Source organism: Streptomyces sp. Isolate_45, from assembly GCF_024721315.2.
In the GTDB taxonomy this organism is placed as follows: Bacteria; Actinomycetota; Actinomycetes; order Streptomycetales; family Streptomycetaceae; genus Streptomyces.
The window spans coordinates 1-22,609 of sequence record NZ_JANFAK020000110.1 but is presented as its reverse complement, the minus strand read 5'-3'; the positions used below and the strand labels follow the sequence as shown (position 1 = coordinate 22,609).

Sequence of the window (22,609 nt, the reverse complement as noted above, 5' to 3'; positions counted from 1 at the left end):
GCTACACCGCGGGCGCCGCGGCCCCGGCCGCCGGGGCGGTGAACCGCTCCCGCAGCACCCGCCGCAGCACCTTCCCCGTCGGATTGCGCGGCAACGCCGCGACCAGGTCGTACCCCGTGGGGATCTTGAACCCGGCGATCCTGCCGTTCAGGAACCGCAGGAAGTCCCTCGGCGTGGCCCCGGCCCCCGGCCGCAGCACCACCGCGGCCCGCACCGCCTCGCCCCACTGCGGGTGCGGAACCCCGTACACCGAGACCTCCTCGACGGCAGGATGCTCCCGCAGCGCGTTCTCGACCTCGGTCGGATAGATGTTCTGGCCCGCGACGATGATCGTGTCGTTGACCCGGTCCACCAGGAACAGGTAGCCGTCGGCGTCCAGGTGCCCCATGTCGCCCATGGACAGCCACTCACCCGACAGGGACCCCGCCGTCACCTCCGGCAGCCGCCAGTACCCGAGGAAACGCGCCGGGCTCTTGATGACGACCCGTCCGACCCCGCCCGGCGGAAGTTCGTTGCCGTCGCCGTCCAGGATCCGCACCTCGTTGCCGGGACACGCCCGCCCCGCCGAAGCCAGCACCCGACTGTCCGGGGTGTGGTCCTCCGGCGCCAGGCACGTCACGAAGCTGCCCGCCTCCGCCGACGAGTAGCCCTGGGCCAGCTCGCAGCCCAGTACGTCGATGCAGGTCAGCAGAAGCTCCCGGTCGATCGGCGAGCCGCTGTAGACCACCTTGCGCAGCGACCGGAAGGTCTCCCGGGTCGTGCCCCGCTCGGTCAGCATCATCCGCAGCATCGCGGGCGCCGCCCACAGCGTCGTGATCCGGTGCCGCTCGATCAGCCGCGTCGCCTCGTCCGCGATGAACTGACGCATGATCACGGTGGTGGCGCCGGCGTTGAAGGAGTGCATGAACCAACCGAAACCCGAGGTGTGCAGGCCGGGGAAGCAGCTCAACCCCCGGTCCTCCGGCCGCCAGTCGATCCAGTCCACCCCCTGCGCCCGGGTGTCCGCGATGAAGGTGAAGAACGTCCGCTGCGCCAGGACGACGCCCTTCGGCAGGCCCGTCGTCCCGCTCGTGTACAGCTGCGCCACCGCGTCGTCGAAACCCGCCGTGCCCGCGGTGGGCGGATCGGTGTCCGGCCGGCCCGCCTTCCACGCCAGGAACCCGCCCGCCACGTGGGCGTCGGAGTCCATCTCGACGACCTGACGCAGCTCCGGCAGCACCGACCGCAGCTCGTCCACCACCGGCCGGAACTCGCGCTCCACGAAGAGGAGTCCGGCCTGCGAATCGCGCAGGACGTGCTCGACCTCGCGGGCCGTCAGCCGCGAGTTGACCGGGACCAGGACCGCCCCGCTCTTCGCGCAGCCCAGCGCCAGGTCGTAGTAGTGCTCCGACTCCCGGCCCAGATAGCCCACCCTCATGCCCGCGGTCGGCCCCGCGGCCCGCAGCGCGTGCGCGGTCCTGTTGCTCTCCCGGTGCAGTTCGGCGTAGGTGAGCGTGCGGTCCTCGCAGACCACCGCCGGATGATCGGGCCGGGTCCGGGCGTGCAGCGCGGCGCGCGCCGCGAGGGTCCGGTCCTCCGTACGGTCGTCGTCGTCCATGGGGTGCCCCCGTCGTGTCGTTCGTGTGGTGGGTGGGATGGATGTGTTCACGTCGTGGTCGTTCGGGGACCCGGGCGGGCCGCCGGGACGGGCTCCGGGGCGAGGACGTCTCCCAGGTGCGCGGCGAGGTCCTCCACCGACGGATGGTCGAAGACCACCGAGGACAGCAACGGGACGCGCAGCCGCGCCTCCAACCGGCTCTTCAGCACGATCGCCGTCAGCGAGTCCACACCGAGCTCCAGGAAGCCCGCCCGGGTGTCCACGTACTCCGGGTCCTCGATCGCGAGCAGCGCGGCGACCGTGGCCCGGACCAGCGCGACCAGCGCGCCGTGTCGTTCCCCCGGCGGGGCCGCCGCCAGGGCCGCCGGGTCGAGCGGCGCCGAGGCCGCCGCGCGTTCCGCCTCCCGCTCCGCGTCCGCCGTCGGGGCCGGACGGTCCGGGAGCCGGGTGAAGCCCATCCCCGACAGCTCCATCACCGGCCGCTCGGCCCCGGGCCCCGCCCCGCCGTCCAGCAGCAGCACGTCCAGGGTGAACGCCGGGTCGGCGGCCGCCGCGCGGTCCCCGGGCACGACAGGCGCCACCGAGCGCTTGACCCTGGCGGCGGACCGCAGCACCTCCCCGCGCGGCTTCTTGAAGGCCCGCAGCCGGGCCACGCTCGTGGCCACGTACCGGTTCCCGTCGTCGGTGAGCGCGGCCAGCGCGTGCGTCGCCCCGTCCAGTACCGGCGGCGGCAGGTGCTCCGCCCGGGAGGCGTCCGCACCCGACAGCTCCGCCACCGCGAAGTCCGGACCGTACGCCGCCACCCGGCGGGCCCGGCTGAACTGCGGCCCGTACGCGAGCCCGGCCCGCTCGTACGCCGCCCGCACCCCGTCGCCGTCCAGCACCCGCGACGGCTCCTCGCCCTCCATCGCACCGGCCAACCCCAGCAGTTCCCGGCCCGGACCGGCGAGCCCGCCGGCCGCGTCGGCGTCCGCCGCGATCCAGGCCGTCGCGTGCAGCCGCTCCACGCTCCCGGCCTCGTCGGCCGGCCGGCTCGACACCTCCACCGCCAGCCTCCCGCCGGGCCCGGGCCGTACCCGGGTCAGCAGCAGCGTCGGCCGGTCGGTCAGGAACAGCGCCTCGTGGAAGCGCACGTCCTCCACGGCCCGACCGGTATCGCCGTGGACCTCGTCCTGCACCGCGAGGAGCAGCTCCAGGTACCCGGCCGCGGGCATGAACGCCCGGCCGCCGATCGTGTGGTCCGCCAGGTACGCCGGCTGCCCGGCACTGATCCGCGCCGAGAACTCCCGCTGCCCGCCGCCCCGTTGGACCTCACGGCCCAGCAGCGGATGCCCGTCGGACGCCCCGCGCCCCGCCGGACGCGCCGGAAGCCGGTAGCGGCGCCGGTCGAAGACGTACCCCGGCAGCGGGATCCGCCGCCCGGGACCGCCCGCGTACACCTCGCGCCAGGCGATGTTCAGCCCCGCCGCGTACGCGCCCGCCAGCGCGGCGTCCAACGTGGCGCCGGTGGTGTCCTCGGCCCGCAGGCAGCTCAGCCAGCGGTGCTGCTCCTGCGGTACGCACCGCCGGGCCAGCGAGGTCAGCGCCGACGACGGCCCGACCTCCAGGAACACGTGCCGGCCGCGCTCGGCGACGGCACGCACCCCGGCCTCGAACTCGACCGTCTCGTTGACGTGCCGCACCCAGTACTCGGCGGTGGCCAGCTCCGCCGCCGACGCGATCCGCCCCGTCAGGTTCGACACGACCGGCAGCCGCGGCTCGTGGAAGGAGATCCGGCCCAGCACCTCGGCCAGCGGCTCCGACACCCCCGCCATCAGCGGCGAGTGGAACGCCGCCGACACGTGCAGGGCGGTCACCGTCCACTCCCGCGCGCGCAGCGACTCCACGGCCTCGGCCAGCGACCGCTCGCCGCCCGAGACCACGCACTGCCCGGGGGCGTTGACCGCGGCTACCGCCAGGTCCGGCCACACCTTCAGCAACGGCCGTACCTCGTCCGCCGGCGCGGACACGGCCGCCATGCCGCCCGGCGCCGACCCCGACACCGACTCGATCAGCGCGGACCGCGCGGTGAGGAAGGTGATCCCGTCGGCGAGCGTGAACAGCCCGGCCACCGTCGCCGCCACGATCTCGCCGACGCTGTGCCCGATCAGCACGCCGGGCCGCACGCCCCACGACAGCCACAGCCGGGCCAGCGCGTACTCCAGGGTGAACAGCGCCGCGTGCGTGAAGGACGTACGGGCCAGGGTCTCCTCGGCGTCCGGCACCTCGCCGAACATGACGGCGGCCACGGAACGCCCCAGCAGCGGCGCGAAGAGCGCGTCGCACTCGTCCACGTACCGGGTGAACACCGGGAAGCGCCCGTACAGGGCCCGCCCCATGCCGACGTACTGCGAACCGGAACCGGTGAACAGGAACGCCACCTTGCGGAACGCGTCCGGCTTCTCCTCCCCGCGCGGCGGCGCGCTCCACCGCTCCAGGTGCGCGCCCAGCTCCCCCGGGTCCGCGACGGCCGCCGCCACCCGGTGCCGGAAGTGCGAACGGGCCGTGGCCCGGGTCCGGCACAGGTCCGCCAGGTCGGTACCGGGATGCTCCGCGAGGAAGCGCGCGTACCGCTCGGCCTGCGAGCGCAGCGCCGGCCGGGACTTGGCCGACAGGGTGAACACCAGGCCGGGCGGCGCCGGAGCCGGTTCCGGTTCCGCGACCTCGACCACGGGCCGCTGCGAAGCCGCGGGCCGCTCCGAATCCGCCGATCGCCGCGAATTCGCCGATCGCGCCGGAGCCGTCCCGGTCCGCGGCGGGGCCTCCTCCAGGACTGCCACCGCGATGGCCCCCGCGACCCCGAAGCCGTTGACGGTGGCCCGGCGCACGGGCGCCTCCCACGGCCGCTGCTCCGTCGCCACCGTGATCGGGTAGGTCTCCCAGGGGATCCGCCCGGACAGGTTCCGCCACACGTGCGGGAAGAACACCCCCGCCCGCATCTGCGTGATCACCTTGAGCACCGCGCCCAGCCCGGCCGCGGGCTCCATGTGCCCGATGTTCGCCTTCAACGAGCCGATCGTCAGCGGGTGCTCCGCGTCGTGCGAGGCACCGAACACCCCGTTCACCGACCCGAGCTCGATCGGGTCGCCCAGCGGCGTCCCCGTCCCGTGCGCCTCCACGTACTGGATGTCGCCCGGCTCCAGCCGCGCGTTGGCCAGCGCCGCCCGCATCACGGCCTCCTGCGCCGTGCCGTTGGGCGCGCTGAGCCCCGCGCTCTCGCCGTCCTGCCCGATCGCCGTGCCCCGGACCAGTGCCAGGACCGTGTCACCGTCCGCCAGCGCGTCCGACAGCCGCTTCAACACCAGCGCCCCGCAGCCCTCGGCGCGCGCGTAGCCGTCCGCGCTCTCGTCGAAGGTCTTGCAGTGCCCGTCGGGAGCCAGCATCTGGCCGTGCGAGAGGATCACGAAGGAGCGCGGATTGTGCAGGGCGTTCACCGCCGCGCACAACGCGATCCCGCACTCGCGGCGCCGCAACCCCTCGACCGCCAGGTGCAGCGCGGTCAGCGACGCCGCGCACGCGGTGTCCGTCGTCAGGCTCGGACCGCGCCAGCCCAGGAAGTACGAGAGCCGCCCGGACATCGAGTAGCCGCCGAGCCCGGTCGTCAGGCTCCCGTCGAGCTGCTCGTCGGACAGCCCCTCCAGCTCCAGCGCGAAGTCGAGCGGCGAAGCCCCCACGTAGACACCGCCGTCGCCGTGCCGCAGACCGGCCGGATCGATGTTGGCGTCCTCCAGGGCCTGCCACACCGTCTCCAGCAGCAGCCGCTGCTGCGGATCGATGAACGGGGCCTGATTGGGCGGAATGTTGAAGAACTGGGCGTCGAATTCGTCGATGCCGTCGAGGAAACCGCCGGCCGTCGCGGTGATGTCACCGTCGGCCACCTCGGGAACCCACCGGTCGCGGGGCAGCGGCCCGATACCGGAACGGCCGTCCCGCAGGAAGGAATCCAGCGCGGAAAGGGAATCGTTCCCGCCGGGAAAGCGCATGCCCGTTCCGACCACCGCGATCGGCTCGTGCTTCTCCAACAGGAACTGTTCGAGTTCGCCGTTCTGTCGGCGGACCGTCTCCTCCGCCGCTTCGAGCCTTTCCAGCACGTCCGGATCCGAATTACCCGAAGGATTCGGCGTTCCTGGCATTCCGGGCATGGCGGCCGCCTCTCTCTCAGTTCACGTCGAAGATGTCGGCCAGCACTTCGGAGGCCAGATAATCCGTCAACCGCTCGACGGTCGGCTGGTTGAACAACGCCGTACTGCTGATGCCCCGACCCAGCTGCTCCTCCAGGCGCTGCTTGACCATCGTGAGCAGCAAGGACGTCATGCCGAGCTCGAAGAAGCCGGCCTCCACCGGCAGCTCCTCGTCGTCCGGCATGAGCAGCGCCGCCTTGAATTCCGCCACGACGATTTCTTCGAGGACCGAGCGCCGTTCCGATCCCGGCGAGGACACCAATTGTTCCGTCATACCGGCCGAGTGAAGCACAGGCCGCGTGACGACCGGCTGACGTCCTCCTGACCCGGCGGCCCTGTCAGTTCATCGTCAGCAGCACTGTGGGAACCTCGGGAAGCAGGAGTGCGTGAGATCCGGCACGGAGGAGTCAACAATGCGGAACGCGGCACGAGAAGAACTTCGGACCAACGGATATTCCTTGATACCGGCAGACCGGCTCGTCATCGACACCGAATTGCGTCAGCACGTCAAGGAATTGGCCGCCGAATGGGAGAACCTGGAGACGGACCAGTACCTGAAGGGCGGCTCCCGCTTCCGCGAACGCCGCTACGACCGGTTCTTCTTCGTCCCCCGCACCGGAGAGGTCCGGCTGCGCCCCCACCGCCCCTACTTCCAGTCGATGGGGGCCAACGACTACGCCGGCGGCATCGACCGCGACGTGGCGCCCCTCAGCCGCACCACCCTGGCCAACCCGCTGCTCACCCGGCTCCTGCGGTCGGACTTCGAAACGTTCCCGGTCCCCGAGGACGCCTGGCGCGACGACCCGTGGGACGTCCAGTGCCACCAGTTCCGCATCATCAGCACCCCCGACGAGACGGGCGAGCCGACCCCCGAGGGCCCGCACCGCGACGAGGTCGACTTCGGCGTCATCCACCTGATGGGCCGCTTCAACGCCCGCGGCGGGGAATCGCAGGTCTACGACCTCGACCGGCGACTCGTCACCGAGTTCTGCCTCACCGAGCAGATGGACACCATGTACTGGGCCGACGCCCAGGTCCTCCACGCGGTACGCCCGATCCTGCCCGTGGACCCGACGAAGGCGGCCGTGCGCGACGTCCTGATCATGGGCTACAGGCACGCGCCGGAGCTGCCGCGCGAAGAACGGAACGGCTGACGTGCCGACGTGATCCGAGGTCCGCCGCGTCGACCCACGTCGTCATCCGTTTCGCGGGTGATTCGGGTGACGGCATGCGGCCGGCGGGTGACCGTTCCACTTCGGAGACGGCGTCTTTCGGTAACGACCTTTCCACGCTGCCGAACTTTCCGGCGGAGATCAGGGCGCCCGCGGGGACGCTGCCGGGGGCGTCGTCGTTCCAGTTGCATTTCGAGGCACCGCGACGGGCACCGGAACAGGACCGCAACCACATCCGAACCGAACCCGAAGCACGCCTCCGCACAGTGCTCCCATGACGCCGACGACCTCTTCCCCGCCCTCCCCGGACGCCCCCGAAGCCCCCCGCGTCCCTCACCCCCTGCGCACGAAGGCCGGCCCCCGCCAGTGGCTGGGCCTCGCCGTGCTCCTCCTCCCCGTCGCCCTGATGACCGCCGACCTGGGCGTCCTGTGGCTGGCCACCCCGTACCTCACCGCGGACCTGCGCCCCTCCAGCAGCCAACTGCTCTGGACCACCGACATGTACGGGTTCATGACCGCCGGTTTCCTGGTCATCATGGGCACGCTGGGCGACCGGATCGGACGCCGCAAGCTGCTCCTCGCCGGCTCGGTCGGAGTCATCGCGGCTTCGCTGCTCGCCGCCTACGCCCCCGACCCGCAGACCCTCATCGCGGCCCGAGCGCTGCTCGGCGTGGCGGGAGCCGCCGTGCTCCCGTCGACCCTCGCCCTGATCACCCACATGTTCACCGACGCCCGTCAGCGCGCCACCGCCATCGCCATGTGGGTCACCGCCCTCTCCGTCGGGATCGCGATCGGCCCCGTCGTCGGCGGGGTCCTGCTGGACTCCTTCTGGTGGGGCTCGGTGTTCCTCCTCGGAGTCCCGGTCATGGTCCCCGTCGTCCTCCTGGCATGGCCGCGCAGGCCGGCGTGGTGGCGGTCTCCCTGGGCCTCGCGCTCGTCATGTTCGGCATCGCCCCGATCAGCGTGCTCGGCACGGCGCTCGCCGTGGGCTCGGCCCCGGCGGAGAAGGCAGGTTCGGCCGCGGCGACCGGCCAGACCGCCTACGACCTCGGGCTGGCCCTCGGCATCGCCGGTACCGGCAGCGTCGCGGTGGCCGTCTACCGCGACGAGGTAGCCGCCACCGCCCCGCCCGGCCTCCCCGCCGAGGCCCTCACCTCCGCCCGCGACACCATCGGCGGCGCGACGGACGCGGCCGCCCAACTCCCCACCGCCCTCGGCTCCGACCTCCTGACCGTCGCCCGGGACTCCTTCACCACCGGCTTCCACACGGCGTCCCTGGTCAGCGCCGCCCGGAGCTCCTCCACGGTGGCCGCAGGCCGCGGCACACCACCGGCCCCGGCAGGTTCGGCTGCGAAGCTCATGCGGCGTCCTCCCGCCCATTGCCCTGCCGGCGCCGGTGCGCGGCGGCCAGGGTGGAGACGTGCTGGCGTGACCAGCCGACCCGGGCGGCGACCGCCGCGGGCCCGCCCCGTTCGTACCCGGCGGCGATACGGCCGGCCGCCTCACCCAGGGCGGCTCGCGCCTGCTCCAGAGCCGTGGCGCATTCCTCGACCTTCTGCGTGAGCCGGTCCAGGTGCCGGGCTTCGCCCGGGTCCAGCGCCACGTGGGTCGGGCGGGGTGAGGTCTTCATGACCCGAGCGTGTTCCATGTGTCCCACCATCGCGAGCGCGCTTGACAAGGTCGATCGCGTGGATCCGGAGGCTGTGAAGGGCGACGTACGTCGGGCTGCGGCGTCGACCCGCCGGAAGTGGTTCGGCGGGTCGGTGAACCGTCTCAGACGGGCAGGTCGGCCGGTCGGTGCGGTTCGCGCCACATCGTCCAGAGGGTGGGGCCGCCTCCGGGCAGGTGGACCTCCTCGCGGACCGTGAAGCCGAAGTGCTCGTAGAAGGGGAGGTTCGACGGCTTGGAGGACTCCAGGTAGGCCGGCAGCCCCGACGCGTCGGCCCGGGCGAGGCCCGAGCGCAGGAGGGCGGCTCCGTGGCCCCGGCCCTGGGCTGCCGGGTCGGCGCCGATGAGCGACAGGGACCAGTGGGGCTCCCCGGGCGTGTGCCCGGCGGCCGTTTCGACGGCCGCCCCGAACAGCTCGGCCCGGTCGCCGAGGATGTCCCGGAGTTCCCGGATGGTGTCCGCGTCGGGCACGGCCTTGGCCTGGGCCTCCGGCGCCACCCAGAACGCGGCCGCCGAGTCGGTGCGCTCGCACACGCCGTGGTGGACGTACTGCCGGGTGAAGAGGGTGGAGAAGTAGCGGCCCAGCGCCGTCTCCCGCGCGGCGGCGTCAGGGAAGAACCAGCGCATCATCGGGTCGTCGTCGAAGGCCCGGGTCAGGGTGCGGCTGATCAGGGACGTGTCGTCGAGCGTTGCCGTTTTCGGCACGTTTGGTATCGGCATAAGGGTCATTCTGCACCCGATGATCTTGAGGAGGGGGACGGGGTCCCCGCTTCGGAACGGTCCGGGGCCCCCCGCGCCGGCCGGTCAGACCAGGGCGAGGACGGCGACGGCGGGCGCGGCGTAGATCATGGGGAAGGCGACGTGGGCGTAGGCGCGGGCGCGCAGGACGGTGATGACGGCGCCGGTGAAGTAGAGGACGAGACCGATCGCCGCCGCGATGCCGACGGCGGGGACGAACAGGCCCACCACGAGACCCACAGCGCCGGCGACCTTGGCGGCGCCGAGCCGGTTCCACCAGTCGCGCGGGACGCCGTACGCGGCGAGGGGTTCGACGGTGAACTTGGCGCCGAAGAAGATGGAGGCGCCGGAGAAACCGGCCATGAAAGCGGCGACCAGGGTGACGACGGTGGCGGTGGTGGACATCGGGGGCTCCTCGGCGGCGGGCTTGTCGTGCTGGACACCCCTATGACCCGCCGCACGGAACGGATGTGACAGCCGCCCCGAACCAATTCTTCCGGGCGAGTTCCGCCAGCAGCAGCTCCGCGAACTCGCCCGGGTGCTCGGTACACCCGACGTGTCCGCCCGGGAACTCCGCGAAGCCCGCCCCGGTCAGCTCCGCCAGCCTCCGGGCCGGCCCGTACAGGGCGGGCATCGCGCGCGAATCCCGCCCGGCCGCCAACACCAGCCGGTCCGCGGCCCGCCGTAGCGCGGCCACGTCCGGCACGCTCGACGTGAACGGGCACAGGACGTGCTCCAGGAACACGGGCAGGTTGGCGTACATGCGCGGCGCCATCTCCCGCACCTCGGGCGGCAGTTCGGCCGCCTCCCGGTCCGGGCCCTCACCGAGTCCGGCACCGAGGTGGGCCATCGCCGCGGCCGCTCCCCGGGCCCGGAACACCTCGCGCACCCCGTGGAACAGGGCCCGGTGCGGCGCGGGATCCTCCAGCACCTCCACCAGCGGCGGCTCGTGCGCCACCACCCGGCGCACCCGCTCCGGACGACGGGCCAGCAGCTCCAGCGCGGCGACGGCCCCCGCACTGCAGCCGAGGACGTACGCCGGCTCGTGCGGGGAGTGCAGTTCCAGCAGCCGGTACGCGTCGTCCGCCCAGTCCGCCGGCCGATGGTCGGTGGCGGGCCCGTCGAGCGGGCTGCGGGACTGGCCGCGCGGATCGAAGGACACCACCGTGTACCCGCCGGCGGCGCATCGCCGCGGCCCTGGCCGGGGCGGACCGGACCGCCGCGGCCGCCGCGCTCCTCGGCTCCGCCGACGCCGCCCGCCGCCGGGCCGGAGCCCCGCTCCCGCCGGCCGAACGCGCCGACGTGGACCGCGTCACCGCCGCGGCCCGCACCGCCCTCGGCCCGGCCGCCTTCGACCGTGCGTTCCTCCACGGCGCCGGCCACCCCCCGGAAACGGCCTACGACCGCCTCGCCGAGTACGGCAGTGCGGCCGATTCCTGACCGTCGGCCGAATGGGTGAGCGGCGCGTTCCCGCCACCCCGACGAGCGGTCCCGGCCCGCCGCGAACCGGCCCGTTTTACCGGCCGACGGCTGGGGAGTAATGAGCGCGGGAGCCGGACGCGACGACAGCGCGAGGCCCCGACGAACGGAAGGCACGGCATGGCTCAGGGGACTGTGAAGTGGTTCAACGCGGAGAAGGGGTTCGGGTTCATCGCCCCGGACGACGGCACCGCCGATGTCTTCGTGCACTTCTCCGCGATCGACTCCTCGGGTTACCGCTCGCTGGACGAGAACCAGCGGGTCGAGTTCAGCACTTCGCAGGGCCCCAAGGGCCCGCAGGCCGAACAGGTCCGCCCTCTCTGAGTCGACCGGGTCGGGTCCGCCGGGCGGCGGATCCGACCCACTGCGCGACAGGGCCGCGGCCCGCGCGTCCGGTGGCCCCGAGGTACCCGGGCGGACCTGACGGATCGGCCCGGACGCCGGAATACCGGCGGCGGGCACCGGGGTTGGAGGCGTCGACCGCAACCGATCGGCCCTCACGGGAGCAGAAATGACCACCGACGCCGCCCGCTCGTTCCTCTTCGTCCTCGGCAGTTCCCGCCCCGACGGCAACACCGAGATCCTCGCCCGTACGGCCGCCGGACAACTGCCCGGCGACGTCCCGCAGCAGTGGGTGGACCTGGCCCGGCTCCCGCTGCCCGACTTCCAGGACGGCCGCCACGAGGGCGACACCTGGACGGTGGGCGACAACGAGGAGACCCTGCGGCGGGCCACCCTGGAAGCCACGGACATAGTCCTCGCCTCACCCCTGTACTGGTACACCCTCTCCGCCCACACCAAGCGCTACCTCGACTACTGGTCCGGCTGGCTGGCGGTCCCGGAGCTGGACTTCAAGCGGCGCATGGCGGGCCGCACCCTGTGGGGCGTCACGGCCATGGCGGACCACGACGAGGCCGTCGCCGACGGCCTGACCACCACCCTCACCAACACGGCCGCCTACCTGCGGATGCGCTTCGGCGGCGTCCTCCTCGGCAACGGCTCGCGCCCCGGCCAGGTACGGGACGACGAGCGGGCGATGATCCGCGCCAAGACCTTCTTCGAGGGCGAGGCACCCCTCGCGCACTTCCCGAACGAACAGCGGTAACAGCGGTTCAGCGCGCCGCGCGGCGGCGCACGTGCAGATGACCGTCGAGCGGGAAGGCGGGCGGCGCCGCGGGCAGGATCCGGTCGAAGGCGTACCCGCCCTTCCGCGCGACGCCGCCGACGAGCCGTCCCGGCCCGTCCATTCCCTCCGGGCCCGTCCCCGCCCATCCGCGCGACCCGCCCCTCCCCTCCCCATCGCGGAGCCGGCGCGGTTGGATGGACCCATGTCGATACCGACCGGCCCCCAGTGGGTGAAACTCGCACTCGACCTGAACACCTTCGACGCCCGCCGCTTCGGCGCCTACGTGGCGCGGGCCCGCACCCAGGGCATCCGGCTGACCACGTTCGACGAGCTGGCGGACACCCCGGTGCACCGCAGGGCGCTGTACGAACTGAACAGGACCTGTTCCGCCGACATCCCGGAACGGGGCGAGTTCCACACGTTCGACGAGTACCTCGGACGCCGCTTCGACACCCCCTCCTACGACCCGCGCGGCATCGTCGTCGCCTTGGACGGCGACACCTGGGTGGGGATGGCCGCGACGTCCCACCACGACGGCCACCTCTTCAACGAGATGACCGGAGTCCTGGCCGGCTACCGGGGCCGCGGCCTGTCCATCGCCATGAAGACGATCGGCACGCGCTTCGCCGGACTGCACGGGGTGCGCCAGATCCGTACCGTCCACCACCCGGCCAACACGAACGCCATCGCGATGAACCGCAAGATGGGCTTCGTCGACGCCGACTGGCCCTACCCTTGACCTCCCCCTCCGGCCGAGGCACCGTCAGCCGTGCCACACCCCGGTGCCGGCGGTGGACGTGACGTACGCGGAGAAGTCACGGGGCGCGCGGCCGAGCGCCTGCCGCACCCCGTCGGCCGGCTCGGCGAACAGATCGTCACCGATCCAGCCGTAGAGCGTGTTCAACAGGTCCACGTAGTCCGCGGGCAGCCCGTGCCGCTCCGCGGCGTACGTTGCGAAGTCCTCCGGGGAGACGGGACGGTGGACGATGCTCCGGCCGGTGGCCCGGGCGATTGCCCCGGTCACCTCGCGCAGCGGCACCGGCCGCGGCCCGGTCAGCGCGTAGGACCGGCCGGTGTGACCGTCCTCGGTGAGCGCGGCCACGGCGACGTCGGCGATGTCGTCGGCGTCGACGAACGGCTCGCTGCCCTCCCCGGTCGACATCACCACCTCACCGGCGAGGACCTGCGCCCGGAAGAACGGGTCCTCGCTGAAGTTCTGCGCGAACCAGGCGGGCTTCAGGACCGTCCACTCGGCACCGGACTCCCGCACCGCCCGCTCACAGGGCAGCTTCTCCTCACCGTCCGGCACGACCCAGTCCCGGGCGGACAACAGCACCAGCCGCCGCACCCCGCGGGACACGGCCAGCTCGGCGAAGGACCGCATCGACGTCGCCGCGTCGGCGAGCTGCGAGTCGACCAGGTACGCCGCGTCGACGCCCTCCAGTGCCCGCTCCCAGGTGTTCACATCGTTCCAGTCGAAGGGCGCGGGCCCCTTCCGGGAGCCCACCCGTACCTCGTGGCCGCGCTCCGCGAGACGCGCGACCACACGGCGACCCGTCTTTCCCGTACCGCCGAGAACCAGGACCTGCTGCTGCTTCGTCATGCGAGCAGTCAAACCGGTCCTGGTGAGCGGTGGAATGGTTCCCCCGCTCACATCGATGTTCCGGCGTCTCAGCAGGCCGGCGGTGCGGGAACGGACGGGAGTCAGAGGACAGGCCCTAGGCTCGCCGCATGGACGCACTCGCAAGCCTGCTCTACGAAGTGCGGTCGGACGGCGCGCTGTTCAGCCGGAACGTCCTGGCCCCGCCCTGGTCGGTCAGGTTCGCGGACCGGACCCCCCTCACCCTCCTCACCATGCTCCGGGGATCCGGCTGGATCCTCCCCGGCGACGGCGACGGGCCCGTGGCCCTCGCGGAGGGCGACGTGGCCGTCGTCGTCGGCCCGGAGCCGTTCACCATCGCCGACGAGCCCGATCCGGCGGCCCGCCCCCTCTACGTACGGCACGGCCCCGACCACTGCACCACGGCCGACGGCGAGGAAGTCCGCGACGACGTCATCCTGGGCCTGCGTACCTGCGGGAACACCGCGGACGGCCCGCACGTCCTGCTGACCGGCAGCTACCAGGTCGGCGGCAGCGTCTCCGAACGGCTGCTGAGCGCCCTGCCCCGGGTCCTCGTCGTACGCCACGACGGCGAGCCCGGACCGATCCTGGAACTCACCGCCCTGGAGGTCGGTCGGGACGACCCCGGACAACAGGCGGTCCTCGACCGGCTGCTGGACCTGCTCCTGCTCGCTACCCTCCGGGAATGGTTCGCCTGCCCGGAATCCGATCCGCCCGGCTGGTACCGCGCCCTCGGCGACCCCGTCGCGGGGAAGGCGCTGCGCCTCATGCACGACCGTCCCGCACGTCCCTGGACCGTGGCCGCACTCGCGGAGGAAGCCGGGGTGTCACGTGCGACGTTCGCCCGCCGCTTCGGTGAACTCGTCGGGCGGCCGCCCATGGCCTACCTGGCCGGTTGGCGCCTCGCCCTGGCCGCCGACCTCCTGGCCCGCACCGACGCCACCGTGGAATCCATCGCCCGGCAGGTCGGCTACCGCAGCGCCTTCGGCCTGAGCGTGGCGTTCCAACGTGTCCACGGGACCCGTCCCAGCGAGCACCGTGCCGCCGTCCGGCAGGGTCGTCAGTACACCAGCCGGTAGGTCGAGTCCTTCGGGACCGGGTGCGGCGCCTCGTCGGTGTAGAGGATCCGGAGCGTCGTGAAGCGGTCCAGGTCGGGGTGGTCGGGCCAGCGCTCCGGGTTGGCCAGGGTCACCGTCACCGGGTACGGGCGGAAACGGCCCGCCGCGCAGTAGGGGCGGCAGTCGTTCACCATGTCCGTGCCGGTGGCCGTCGCGGTGTTCGATCCCCAGGTCTTCCAGTGCAGGTCGACGAGGCGGTTGTTCCCGTCGCCGCAGGCGAGCAGGTACTCCTCGGGCCGCACCTGGGCCTGGTCGAAGCAGTCGACGACCACGACGGGATCAGGGACCGGGGTGATCTGCGCCGGGGTGATCTGCGCGGAGGCCGGTACGGCGCCCGCGACGAGGGCCGCCGCGGCGCACGCCACGAGGGCCGTCCGCAATCCGTACCGTGCGCGGTGCCGTGCCCGGAACCCGATTGCGCGGGCGGGCCTGCGGCCGTCCACCGAAACGTCCACGACACCCTCCTCGCCCTGCGACCGATCACACCCAGCCTCCCCCAGATGTGCCGCACCCGCATCAGCTGACACCGCCACCACGTTCCGTGGATCACGTGTCGCTCAGGGCGAGACGCTTCGACTTGCGGGTGAGACCCTCAAGGCTGCCGCCGATCTCGACCAGAGCCCCGCGAGCACGCAGCCCGCAGTGACGGCCCCGCCGCGCCATCCGCCCGGCGGCCCCGGCCCTTCGACCGCGGCGCGGCCCCGCGCCGGCCGGTACGGCGGGTGCGCTACCCGGCCCGGCGGTAGGTCCGGCGGGCGGACAGGTGCGCGCGGACGGTGTCGCCCCGCCACAGCTTCGTCTCGCCCTCGTCCCACTGGTCGGGCGCGGGCCACCGGCCGCGACTGATGTCGGACCTGACGGTGTCGGGCTGCAGGTTGGCCGCCGCGGCGATCTCGACCACGGTGTACATGCGGTCGGGATCGAGCTGGGCGGTCTCGCGGATGTGGTGTTCGCTGAAGAAGGCGGCGACGGCGGCCGGGTCGAACTCCTTGTTCCGGCCGCGCTTGCCGGTGCTCTCCGGCCAGCGCGCGTGCCGGCCCCACCGGGGGTTCTCGGAGATGTAGCGGGCGCTCATCCCGTAGTGCGCGGCTATCTCGGTATAGGTGACGCCGATGCGGCCCCTCGGAGGAACGGGAGCGCTGTTCTCTGCCATGCGGCCGGCTTCCTTTGTTCGACTTCTGCTGGACGGCGGAGGTGGGCGGGCCGCAACGTCGTGGTCCGGTCCGCGTGCGGGTCCCGTCCCCCGCATCCTGCCGCGCGGCGGCATTCAATCGTATGCAACCACGCCCGGACAAACAGGAGTTGGACTCGCAACATCCCCTTCATGGGGAGGCAAGGGGGCGGCCATGCCGGGTCTTCTGTTGGAGCTCCTCCTCGGGTCCCTGCTGACGCGGGGACACGTGCGGAGGCAGGCCGAGGAGCGGGGCCGGCGGTTCGGGGAGGGAAGGGAGGTCGGCTTCGTCGCCTGCGTGCTCGGGGAGCGCCCCTACTGCCGGGACACGACCTTGGTGTTCCTGTGGGCCGCGCCCACCACGCTGCACCTCACACCTACGGAGTTCCCGGAGATCCATCGCGGTCCCGTCCCGACGGACCGGATGGAACTGGTCAGGATCCGTCCCCGGGAGCGCACCGACCACCGGCTGGTGCAGCGCGGCTGGAAGGTGGCCGAGGTCCGGGACGGTGGGGCCGCCGTCCTCATCGGATGCGACCCCGCCGCCATGGAACTGTTGGCCGCCGTGATCGGGGGATCGGGCTCCCGCTGAGGAAGGCCCCACACCAGGCCCCACCACGGGCCACCGGGTGGCCGTTCAGCTGACCGGAGCCGTCCCCTCCTCGTTGCGGCGGAGGGCGTCGCGCAGCCGGGCCGCCTGCGTGACCAGGCGTGACTTGCCGCCCCGGGCCGCGACCTCTGCCAGCCCGGCCGGTTCGGGCGCCACCACGCCGGACTGCTCCACGCACTCGGCGGCCGTCGCCAGCAGGTCCCCGGCACCGCGCGGATCGGCCGCCCCCGTGAGCAGCGCGGGCAGTGCGGCCGCCAGTACGGCCCAGGTCGTCGCGTGGGCGCCCGTCGCGGCGGCGGTGCCCACCGAGTCGGCGAGCCGGTTCGGCTTGACGGTGCCCAGGCCGATCAGCTCGGCCAGGTCACCGCCGAGGCGTACGGCGTCCAGATCGCCCGCCGCCGCGAGGGTGAGGAGGGCGTCCACGGCCCTCAACCGGTCCTCGGGATGCCGGGCGCCCAGCCCCGTGGCGACCGCCAGGTGCAGGGCCGGGCCCGCGGGCCCACCGGCCCCGGCGAGCAGGGGCAGCGCGACCGCGCCCCCGCGCTGCTCGTGGACGGACCCGGCCGTGACGAAGGGCAGCCACCAGGCGGCCAGGGTCTCCCGGTCCTCGGGCAGGACCGCGATCAGGCCGGCGTCATCGCCACCGTCCCAGCAGCGGTCGCCCGACTCACGGGCACCGGCCAGTTCGTGGAACCGATGCGGGAACTCGCGCAGGACGGTCGTCCGCTCCCCGGTGTCCACGACCAGCCGCTCGGGGGTCCCGCCGCCGTACGGGTACCGCACGCCCGGCGCGGTACGACGGGCGACGGCCACCGGCTCCCCGGCGGCGCCCAGCCAGGAGGCCAGCCGGTCACCCGCGGGCGTGCCCAGGGCAGCGGCCTCGGGGATCACGGCCGCGTCCCGACGTACCCGCAGCAGGGCCTGGGCGTAGTCCGCCGGGGCGGGTTCCGCGCCCAGCCGGCCGTACTCGGCCAGCCGCGCGACCAGCACGCGGGCGTCCAACGAGCCCGTCTCCACGGTGGGCGTGGCCAGCAGGAACGGCAGCGTCCCGGAGGCGACGCCCCGCGCGGCCTCGACCACGCGTGCGTGGACGACGGCGCGCAGCGCGGTGTGGTGGCAGTCGCTGCGCCACGACGCGAGCGTCTGCCCCGGCGTTCCCGTGGGCCGCGCGTCCAGTACGGCGGCGGCGACGTGTTCCAGGCCCGGCAGTTCGTGGGAGTAGTAGCGGGCCTGTTCCGGATCGAGCCACCAGCGGCCCGCCAGGGCCGGCCGCAGCGCCTCGGCCAGGCCCGCCCGGTCCCGGTGCGCGTGCCGCACCAGCCCGTCCAGGGCGCGCTCGAACTCCTCGACGCCGGCGGTACGGGAGTTGACGACGGCCGCGACGAGTTCCACGGTCTCGGCGACCGTCTCCGGGGTCGGGGCGAGCGGCGCCGGCGCCGCCGCCGGCGGCAGGATCTCCTCGTACGGGTCGGGTTCCCCGGCGGGTGCGGCGCCGCACCCGAAGACCTCCACCGCCCGGGCCCGGTGGGCCGGACTCAGCGACAGCGCCCGGTCGGCCAGCTCGGCACGCAGCTCGGGATCGTCGGTGAGGTGGGCGGCGACCAGCTTCAACGCCCGCTCCTGGATGTCGGTGTCCGGGTGCCCGAAGGCCTCGGCGAGCTCCGGCAGCACCTCGGGCGCGGAGCCGGCGTCGCGGGTGAGTTCCCTGCCGATCAGCACGAGCTGCGCGCGGACCAACTTCTTCTCGGGGCGGAACAGGACGGCCGCCGACATCTCGGCGAGCATGCGCGGCGTCAGTCCACCCGCCGCGGCGACCCGGCCGAGGATCCGCTGGGCGTACCCGGCGACGGTGGACGGGGCGTCGGAGGCCAGCGCGATCCAGTCGGCGGCCCGCTCCCGCTCCTCCTCGGCCGTCGGGCCGAGTGCCTCCAGGATCGCCTGGTAGGGCCCCAGCTGGGCGGGCTTCCCGCCGCGCACCAGCCGGGCGGCGCACCCGTCCAGGAGGACGGACCGGCCCACGCACCCCTCGTCGGCCAGGGCGGCCAGCGCGGTCGGCCACCGGCCGGGACCGCCCGAGTTCCAGCCCGGGGTGAGGGCCCGGATCGGTTCGGCGGTCTCGAACAGCCGCGGGACGAGCACGGTGACGTGCGGGTCCCGGCGCAGGGCGTCCACGAGCGGGGAACGGGAGGCCCCCACGGCCGCCGCCCAGCCCTCGACGCAGCCGTCGGTGGTGGGCATCGGACAGCCGGCGAGCCGGACGAGTTCGCTGATCAGCGGGTAGTCCTGCTCGGCGGTCGCGGCCCGGGCGGCCAGCCGGTGCGCGAGGTCGCCGAGCCACTTCGGATCCCGGCCGGCCAGTACGTCGAGCAACGCGGCGGTCAGCGGCTCCGGCCGCCACCGGCGCAGATCGGCGGCGCCGATCCAGGCGGCCGCGGCCGCCGCCCCCGTGACGCAGCCGGCGCCCGCGACGACCAGGGCCGGACTCATCAGGTCCCGGTCCTGCCAGCGCTCCCAGCGCGAGGCCCGCAGCTCGCGCCGCAACTCCTTCAGCGCGACGAGCAACACCTTGCGCTGCGCGGGTTCCAGCGGTTTGAGGAGTCCCGGCAGCGCGGCGGCCCGGCCGGCCCGTACGGTTTCGAGGACCTCGTCGGTGGCGTTCATCGTGTGGCTCCGGAGATGGCGGGGGAGGGGGAGTCGGCGGAGGTGGTGGAGGCGGCCCGCAGGGCCATCCGGGTGGCGAGGGCGTGCTTGCAGGGGCCGCGGCGGCCCCGGTAGTCGGCCCACCACTGGCAGGTGCAACTGAGCGCGCCGCCCGACTCGCGCACCTGGTAGTGGCGTTCACCGGAAGCCACCACGGCGGTGCCGGCACGCTCCAGGGTGACCGCGCCCGCCTCCAGCAGGGCCCGGGCGGCCACCAGCCGCGGGTTGTGCCGTTCGGCGCGCCGGGCGTCGTAGGGGAGTTCACGGTGGAACCAGGCGGCCTCGGCGATGTCGTACCCGACCCGACCGGCCGTCCCGAGGCGGGTCAGCGCGGCCCGTACGCGGTCCACGGGCAGCCCCGACTGCTCGGCGAGGTCGGCCGGATCGATGCGGGGCTCCCAGGCGAGCAGGACGGAGACCAACTCGGCGTCCTCGGCCGCCGCGTCGGTCGCGAGTGCCTCCAGGACGCCGCCCTCACCGGAGAACCCGCGGTCGGCCTCCGGCGACAGGGTGAGCGTCAGACGCATCCCGGGCAGCCCCACCTCCCAGGCGGAGGCGGTGGGGTTGGCCCCGGCCGGCGCGGGACCGTACACGCGCAGGCCCGTGGCGTGCCGCAGCACGCGCTGGAGGGCGGCGAGACGTTCCGGGCCGGGCAGGCAGACCGCTCCGGGCACCGGCCGGGTGGTGGGGCGCAGCGTACGGCCCGCGGGAACCACCCACAGGGCGCCGCTCGCGGCCCCGCCGCCGACCGCGGTGCGCGGCAGGGACCGCAGGAAGCGCGTCGTCTCGGCGGCGTTCAGTTCGGCGCGCAGGTCGAAGCCGGTGGTGACGGCCTGGGACTCGGCGAAGCCGCGCAGCCAGCGCTCCGGCAGCGGCACCTTCTTCTCGACGACCGGCCCGTCGAGGGTGGTCACCGCCATCTCGTCGGGGCCGACCCGCAGGTGCAGCGGGTCGTCACCGCTCAGCCGTGACAACGCCTCGCGCAGCGGGTTGTTGACGTCGACGTTGGTCGTGCCGTGGCCGGTGTCGGCGCCGCGCAGACCCTCCGGCAGCACGTCCAGCCGGGCGTACACGCCGCAGCACCCGGAGAAGGACTCGAAGCGCAGCCGGTCGCCGTTGCCGGTGACGACCGGGTCGAGCGAGGCGCGCAGGGTGCGCAGGTGGTAGCGGGCCGCGGCCACGTCCGCGACGGCGAGCAACGCCCGCGCGGCCGCCTGAGGCGCACTCAGGAACCCGGAGAAGAACTGGGGATGGGCATCGGCCCCGGTGGGGGTGAGACCCCCCGCCGTCTCCAGGTCGAGGGCCTGACCCACCTCGGCGGCGGTCAGCGAGGAGGGGCGTGCGTAGGCGAAGGTATGTGCGGTCCGCGTCATGTCCGAGACGCTAGGCGGCCCCACTGACAACGCCCTCCGACGACGGCGCGGCCCCCACGACGGCCCCCCACGACGGCCTTCCGCGCCCCGGCCTTCCGCGCACGACCGCCCCCGCCGGCCCGGGGCCGGCGGGCGACGGCCGGGCTCAGCGGCCGGCGCGCAGGGACTCGATGGCGCGGGACAGACTGGAGGCGGCGTGACCGGAGTCGACCTGGTCGTCGAACAGCCGCTGGAGCGGTGCGAGGAGGTCGGTGGACAGGCCCTGCGCCTCGGTCGTGGCCAGGATGTTGCGCAGGCCCACCGCGTTGATCTCCAGGTTGGAGGTCGTGGTCTCGTACTCGCCCCGGTCGATCTCCTCCGCGAAGGCCGGCAGGGCCTCGGCGGCGGCCGTCAACCACCGCACCAGCTGCGAGGTCACCGCGGCCGCCTCGATCCCCTCCGTGCCGGCGAGGGCCACGGCCTGGAAGAAGCCCGAGAACATCCCGTACATGCCGCTGAGCAGAGCGGTGTCGTAGACGGAGGACAGGTCCGGCGCGGTGCCGACGAAAACACCCTCGCCGATCAGGTCGAGCGCCGGCCGGTGCTGCCGGTAGGCCGCTTCGTCACCGCTGTAGAGGACGAAGGCCCCGGCCGTGCCGATGGTCTGGGGCACCGCGTAGACGGCGCCGTCGACGTACGCGGCCCGCCGGTCCGCGACCCACGCGCCGAGGTCACGGGCTGCGCCCGGGGTGCCGGTGGTCAGGTTGACCAGGGTGCGCCCGGCGAGGGCCCCGGCGGCCGGACGCAGCAGCTCACCGACCGTGTCGTAGTCGAGGACGGTCACGACGACGAGCTCGGACGCCGCGACGGCCTCGGCGACGGTGGCCGCGAGGGTGGCCCCCCGCGAGACCGGGCCGTCGGCCTTGTGCGCCGACCGGTTCCAGACGGTGGTGGGATGCCCCTGGGCGAGGAAGGCGTCGGCCAGCGCCTGGCCGAGGTTGCCCAGGCCGAGCACGGTGACGGGGGTCCTGGGGGTGGCGGTCTGCGCGGTCATGACGGTGTCTCCTTCGAAGACGGCGGGTGCGTGTCCTGCTGAACGGGGCTCAGCCTGCGGCGCCGCGCTGCCGGTTCGCCGTACGTCGGCTGCCGGTCGGCCGGCGGTCCGGCCGCCGGCCGGCAGCGGGTGCCGTCGTCGCGAGGCGATTAGGGTGATCTTCATGCGCGTGGGGGTATTGGGGCCGCTGACGGTCCGGGCTGCGGACGGGGAACCGGTGAACGTGACCGGGGCGAAGGCACGCACCCTGCTGGTCCGGCTGCTCGTGGCGCCCGGAAGACCGGTCTCCGAGGACCGGCTGGTCGACGCCCTGTGGGGGCTACGGGACGCCGCGCCGCCGGTCCACCCGTACGGGAGCCTCCAGGGGCAGGTCTCCCGGCTGCGGGCGGCCCTCGACCGGGCCGAACCGGGCGGAGCCGGCAGGGCACGGCTCGTCCACGGCGAGGGCGGCTACCGGCTGCGCCTGGAGCCCGGGGAACTCGACGCGGAGCGCTTCACCGGGCTGCTCGCACGGGCCCGGTCCGGGGCGCCGACCACCGAACGACGGGTCGAACTGCTGGGCGCGGCACTGGAGTTGTGGAGCGGGGAGGCCTACGCGGGTCATACCGGGGATCCGGCGGTGCGGGCCGCGGCCGGGCGGCTGGAGGAGGAACGCCTGGCCGCGCAGGAGGAACTGCTGGACCTGCGGGTGCACCTCGGCGAACAGCACGCGGTCCTCGGCGAGCTGGACGAACTGGTCGCCGCGCACCCGCTGCGCGAGCGCCTGCGGGCCGTACAGCTGCGGGCCCTGTACCGGGCGGGCAGGCAGGCCGACGCCTTGGCCGCCTACGAGGAACTGCGCGGCCGGCTGGCCGGCGACCTGGGCCTGGACCCCGACCCCGCCCTGACGGCACTGCGACAGGCGATCCTGCGTCAGGCCCCCGATGTGGAACGAACCTTCGGACCGCTGACGGACAGCAGCCCGGAGCCGGCCCCGGCGGCCG

Annotated in this window: 20 protein-coding genes and 3 pseudogenes; 9 read left to right on the top strand and 14 right to left on the bottom strand. The window is 73.8% G+C overall.

Annotated features, from left to right (window positions below):
- Nucleotide 1: 1 nt before the first annotated feature.
- The 3 genes from NOD94_RS28770 to NOD94_RS28760 all read right to left on the bottom strand — a co-directional run bounded on the left by NOD94_RS28770 (nucleotide 2) and on the right by NOD94_RS28760 (nucleotide 6,091).
- Nucleotides 2–1,597: a long-chain-fatty-acid--CoA ligase gene (locus tag NOD94_RS28770; RefSeq protein ID WP_281209054.1), complete on the bottom strand. Its 1,596-nt coding sequence runs from the start codon at nucleotides 1,595–1,597 to the stop codon at nucleotides 2–4.
- 47 nt (nucleotides 1,598–1,644) lie between these two features.
- Entirely contained in the window at nucleotides 1,645–5,727 is a 4,083-nt protein-coding gene (locus NOD94_RS28765; protein WP_281209053.1) for a beta-ketoacyl synthase N-terminal-like domain-containing protein, read from the bottom strand.
- 67 nt (nucleotides 5,728–5,794) lie between these two features.
- Nucleotides 5,795–6,091, bottom strand: coding sequence for an acyl carrier protein (locus NOD94_RS28760; protein ID WP_281209052.1), 297 nt, complete (start codon nucleotides 6,089–6,091; stop codon nucleotides 5,795–5,797).
- A gap of 184 nt (nucleotides 6,092–6,275) precedes the next feature.
- On the opposite strand from NOD94_RS28760, the gene NOD94_RS28755 reads away from it, so the two are divergent.
- A complete protein-coding gene (locus NOD94_RS28755) occupies nucleotides 6,276–6,971 on the top strand; it encodes a 2OG-Fe dioxygenase family protein (protein ID WP_281209051.1) in 696 nt (231 codons plus the stop codon).
- Between the two features lie 424 nt (nucleotides 6,972–7,395).
- Nucleotides 7,396–8,276: pseudogene (locus tag NOD94_RS28750) on the top strand (MFS transporter); the annotation flags it as partial.
- Nucleotides 8,277–8,346: 70 nt separating this feature from the next.
- Here NOD94_RS28750 and NOD94_RS28745 read toward each other — a convergent pair.
- The 4 genes and pseudogenes from NOD94_RS28745 to NOD94_RS28730 all read right to left on the bottom strand — a co-directional run.
- A complete protein-coding gene (locus NOD94_RS28745) occupies nucleotides 8,347–8,619 on the bottom strand; it encodes a hypothetical protein (protein WP_281209049.1) in 273 nt (90 codons plus the stop codon).
- Nucleotides 8,620–8,762: 143 nt separating this feature from the next.
- Nucleotides 8,763–9,377 (bottom strand): GNAT family N-acetyltransferase, encoded by a 615-nt coding sequence (locus NOD94_RS28740; protein ID WP_281209048.1) that lies wholly within the window; start codon nucleotides 9,375–9,377, stop codon nucleotides 8,763–8,765.
- Nucleotides 9,378–9,461: 84 nt separating this feature from the next.
- Nucleotides 9,462–9,800: a DoxX family protein gene (locus tag NOD94_RS28735; protein ID WP_281209047.1), complete on the bottom strand. Its 339-nt coding sequence runs from the start codon at nucleotides 9,798–9,800 to the stop codon at nucleotides 9,462–9,464.
- A 40-nt stretch (nucleotides 9,801–9,840) separates the two neighbouring features.
- Nucleotides 9,841–10,566, bottom strand: a pseudogene (locus NOD94_RS28730) (alpha/beta hydrolase); the annotation flags it as partial.
- A gap of 131 nt (nucleotides 10,567–10,697) precedes the next feature.
- On the opposite strand from NOD94_RS28730, the gene NOD94_RS28725 reads away from it, so the two are divergent.
- The 3 genes from NOD94_RS28725 to NOD94_RS28715 all read left to right on the top strand — a co-directional run bounded on the left by NOD94_RS28725 (nucleotide 10,698) and on the right by NOD94_RS28715 (nucleotide 11,979).
- Complete coding sequence (locus NOD94_RS28725; protein WP_281209046.1) at nucleotides 10,698–10,835, top strand: hypothetical protein; 138 nt, start codon at nucleotides 10,698–10,700, stop codon at nucleotides 10,833–10,835.
- A gap of 159 nt (nucleotides 10,836–10,994) precedes the next feature.
- Nucleotides 10,995–11,198, top strand: a complete 204-nt coding sequence (locus NOD94_RS28720; protein WP_281209045.1) for a cold-shock protein — start codon at nucleotides 10,995–10,997, stop codon at nucleotides 11,196–11,198.
- 187 nt (nucleotides 11,199–11,385) lie between these two features.
- Nucleotides 11,386–11,979, top strand: coding sequence for an NAD(P)H-dependent oxidoreductase (locus tag NOD94_RS28715; protein ID WP_281209044.1), 594 nt, complete (start codon nucleotides 11,386–11,388; stop codon nucleotides 11,977–11,979).
- Between the two features lie 7 nt (nucleotides 11,980–11,986).
- Here NOD94_RS28715 and NOD94_RS28710 read toward each other — a convergent pair.
- Nucleotides 11,987–12,091, bottom strand: a pseudogene (locus tag NOD94_RS28710) (GNAT family N-acetyltransferase); the annotation flags it as partial.
- Nucleotides 12,092–12,202: 111 nt separating this feature from the next.
- Here NOD94_RS28710 and NOD94_RS28705 point away from each other — a divergent pair.
- Nucleotides 12,203–12,739 carry a GNAT family N-acetyltransferase gene (locus NOD94_RS28705; protein WP_281209043.1) on the top strand — a complete coding sequence of 179 codons (537 nt, stop codon included), beginning with the start codon at nucleotides 12,203–12,205 and terminating at the stop codon, nucleotides 12,737–12,739.
- A gap of 24 nt (nucleotides 12,740–12,763) precedes the next feature.
- Here the strand turns inward: NOD94_RS28705 and NOD94_RS28700 are convergent, their stop codons facing one another.
- Nucleotides 12,764–13,603, bottom strand: a complete 840-nt coding sequence (locus tag NOD94_RS28700; protein WP_281209042.1) for an NAD(P)H-binding protein — start codon at nucleotides 13,601–13,603, stop codon at nucleotides 12,764–12,766.
- Between the two features lie 128 nt (nucleotides 13,604–13,731).
- Here NOD94_RS28700 and NOD94_RS28695 point away from each other — a divergent pair, with 128 nt between their 5' ends.
- Nucleotides 13,732–14,700: an AraC family transcriptional regulator gene (locus NOD94_RS28695; protein WP_281209041.1), complete on the top strand. Its 969-nt coding sequence runs from the start codon at nucleotides 13,732–13,734 to the stop codon at nucleotides 14,698–14,700.
- On the opposite strand, the gene NOD94_RS28690 is transcribed toward NOD94_RS28695, so the two are convergent.
- Complete coding sequence (locus tag NOD94_RS28690; protein WP_281209040.1) at nucleotides 14,682–15,194, bottom strand: hypothetical protein; 513 nt, start codon at nucleotides 15,192–15,194, stop codon at nucleotides 14,682–14,684. The two genes, NOD94_RS28695 and NOD94_RS28690, sit on opposite strands and share 19 nt — an antisense overlap.
- A gap of 272 nt (nucleotides 15,195–15,466) precedes the next feature.
- Nucleotides 15,467–15,892 (bottom strand): hypothetical protein, encoded by a 426-nt coding sequence (locus NOD94_RS28685; protein WP_281209039.1) that lies wholly within the window; start codon nucleotides 15,890–15,892, stop codon nucleotides 15,467–15,469.
- 193 nt (nucleotides 15,893–16,085) lie between these two features.
- Here NOD94_RS28685 and NOD94_RS28680 point away from each other — a divergent pair, with 193 nt between their 5' ends.
- Entirely contained in the window at nucleotides 16,086–16,502 is a 417-nt protein-coding gene (locus tag NOD94_RS28680; RefSeq protein ID WP_281209038.1) for a hypothetical protein, read from the top strand.
- 45 nt (nucleotides 16,503–16,547) lie between these two features.
- Here NOD94_RS28680 and NOD94_RS28675 read toward each other — a convergent pair whose 3' ends face one another.
- The 3 genes from NOD94_RS28675 to NOD94_RS28665 form a co-directional block, all read right to left on the bottom strand.
- Complete coding sequence (locus NOD94_RS28675) at nucleotides 16,548–19,181, bottom strand: DUF6493 family protein (RefSeq protein WP_281209037.1); 2,634 nt, start codon at nucleotides 19,179–19,181, stop codon at nucleotides 16,548–16,550.
- Nucleotides 19,178–20,593 carry an SWIM zinc finger family protein gene (locus NOD94_RS28670; protein WP_281209036.1) on the bottom strand — a complete coding sequence of 472 codons (1,416 nt, stop codon included), beginning with the start codon at nucleotides 20,591–20,593 and terminating at the stop codon, nucleotides 19,178–19,180. Before NOD94_RS28670 ends, NOD94_RS28675 begins: the two co-directional genes overlap by 4 nt.
- A gap of 145 nt (nucleotides 20,594–20,738) precedes the next feature.
- Entirely contained in the window at nucleotides 20,739–21,626 is an 888-nt protein-coding gene (locus tag NOD94_RS28665; RefSeq protein WP_281209035.1) for an NAD(P)-binding domain-containing protein, read from the bottom strand.
- 163 nt (nucleotides 21,627–21,789) lie between these two features.
- Here NOD94_RS28665 and NOD94_RS28660 point away from each other — a divergent pair.
- On the top strand, nucleotides 21,790–22,609 hold an 820-nt coding region (locus NOD94_RS28660; protein ID WP_281209034.1), incomplete at its 3' end, for a BTAD domain-containing putative transcriptional regulator.

Bases quoted from the DNA above. Each gene is read 5' to 3' on its own strand.
- NOD94_RS28740 (WP_281209048.1), bottom strand. From the start codon at position 9,377: ATGCCGATACCAAACGTGCCGAAAACGGCAACGCTCGACGACACGTCC.
- NOD94_RS28745 (WP_281209049.1), bottom strand. From the start codon at position 8,619: ATGAAGACCTCACCCCGCCCGACCCACGTGGCGCTGGACCCGGGCGAA.
- NOD94_RS28685 (WP_281209039.1), bottom strand. From the start codon at position 15,892: ATGGCAGAGAACAGCGCTCCCGTTCCTCCGAGGGGCCGCATCGGCGTC.
- NOD94_RS28715 (WP_281209044.1), top strand. From the start codon at position 11,386: ATGACCACCGACGCCGCCCGCTCGTTCCTCTTCGTCCTCGGCAGTTCC.
- NOD94_RS28680 (WP_281209038.1), top strand. From the start codon at position 16,086: ATGCCGGGTCTTCTGTTGGAGCTCCTCCTCGGGTCCCTGCTGACGCGG.
- NOD94_RS28770 (WP_281209054.1), bottom strand. From the start codon at position 1,597: ATGGACGACGACGACCGTACGGAGGACCGGACCCTCGCGGCGCGCGCC.
- NOD94_RS28720 (WP_281209045.1), top strand. From the start codon at position 10,995: ATGGCTCAGGGGACTGTGAAGTGGTTCAACGCGGAGAAGGGGTTCGGG.
- NOD94_RS28675 (WP_281209037.1), bottom strand. From the start codon at position 19,181: ATGAACGCCACCGACGAGGTCCTCGAAACCGTACGGGCCGGCCGGGCC.
- NOD94_RS28705 (WP_281209043.1), top strand. From the start codon at position 12,203: ATGTCGATACCGACCGGCCCCCAGTGGGTGAAACTCGCACTCGACCTG.
- NOD94_RS28695 (WP_281209041.1), top strand. From the start codon at position 13,732: ATGGACGCACTCGCAAGCCTGCTCTACGAAGTGCGGTCGGACGGCGCG.
- NOD94_RS28665 (WP_281209035.1), bottom strand. From the start codon at position 21,626: ATGACCGCGCAGACCGCCACCCCCAGGACCCCCGTCACCGTGCTCGGC.
- NOD94_RS28700 (WP_281209042.1), bottom strand. From the start codon at position 13,603: ATGACGAAGCAGCAGCAGGTCCTGGTTCTCGGCGGTACGGGAAAGACG.
- NOD94_RS28760 (WP_281209052.1), bottom strand. From the start codon at position 6,091: ATGACGGAACAATTGGTGTCCTCGCCGGGATCGGAACGGCGCTCGGTC.
- NOD94_RS28735 (WP_281209047.1), bottom strand. From the start codon at position 9,800: ATGTCCACCACCGCCACCGTCGTCACCCTGGTCGCCGCTTTCATGGCC.
- NOD94_RS28670 (WP_281209036.1), bottom strand. From the start codon at position 20,593: ATGACGCGGACCGCACATACCTTCGCCTACGCACGCCCCTCCTCGCTG.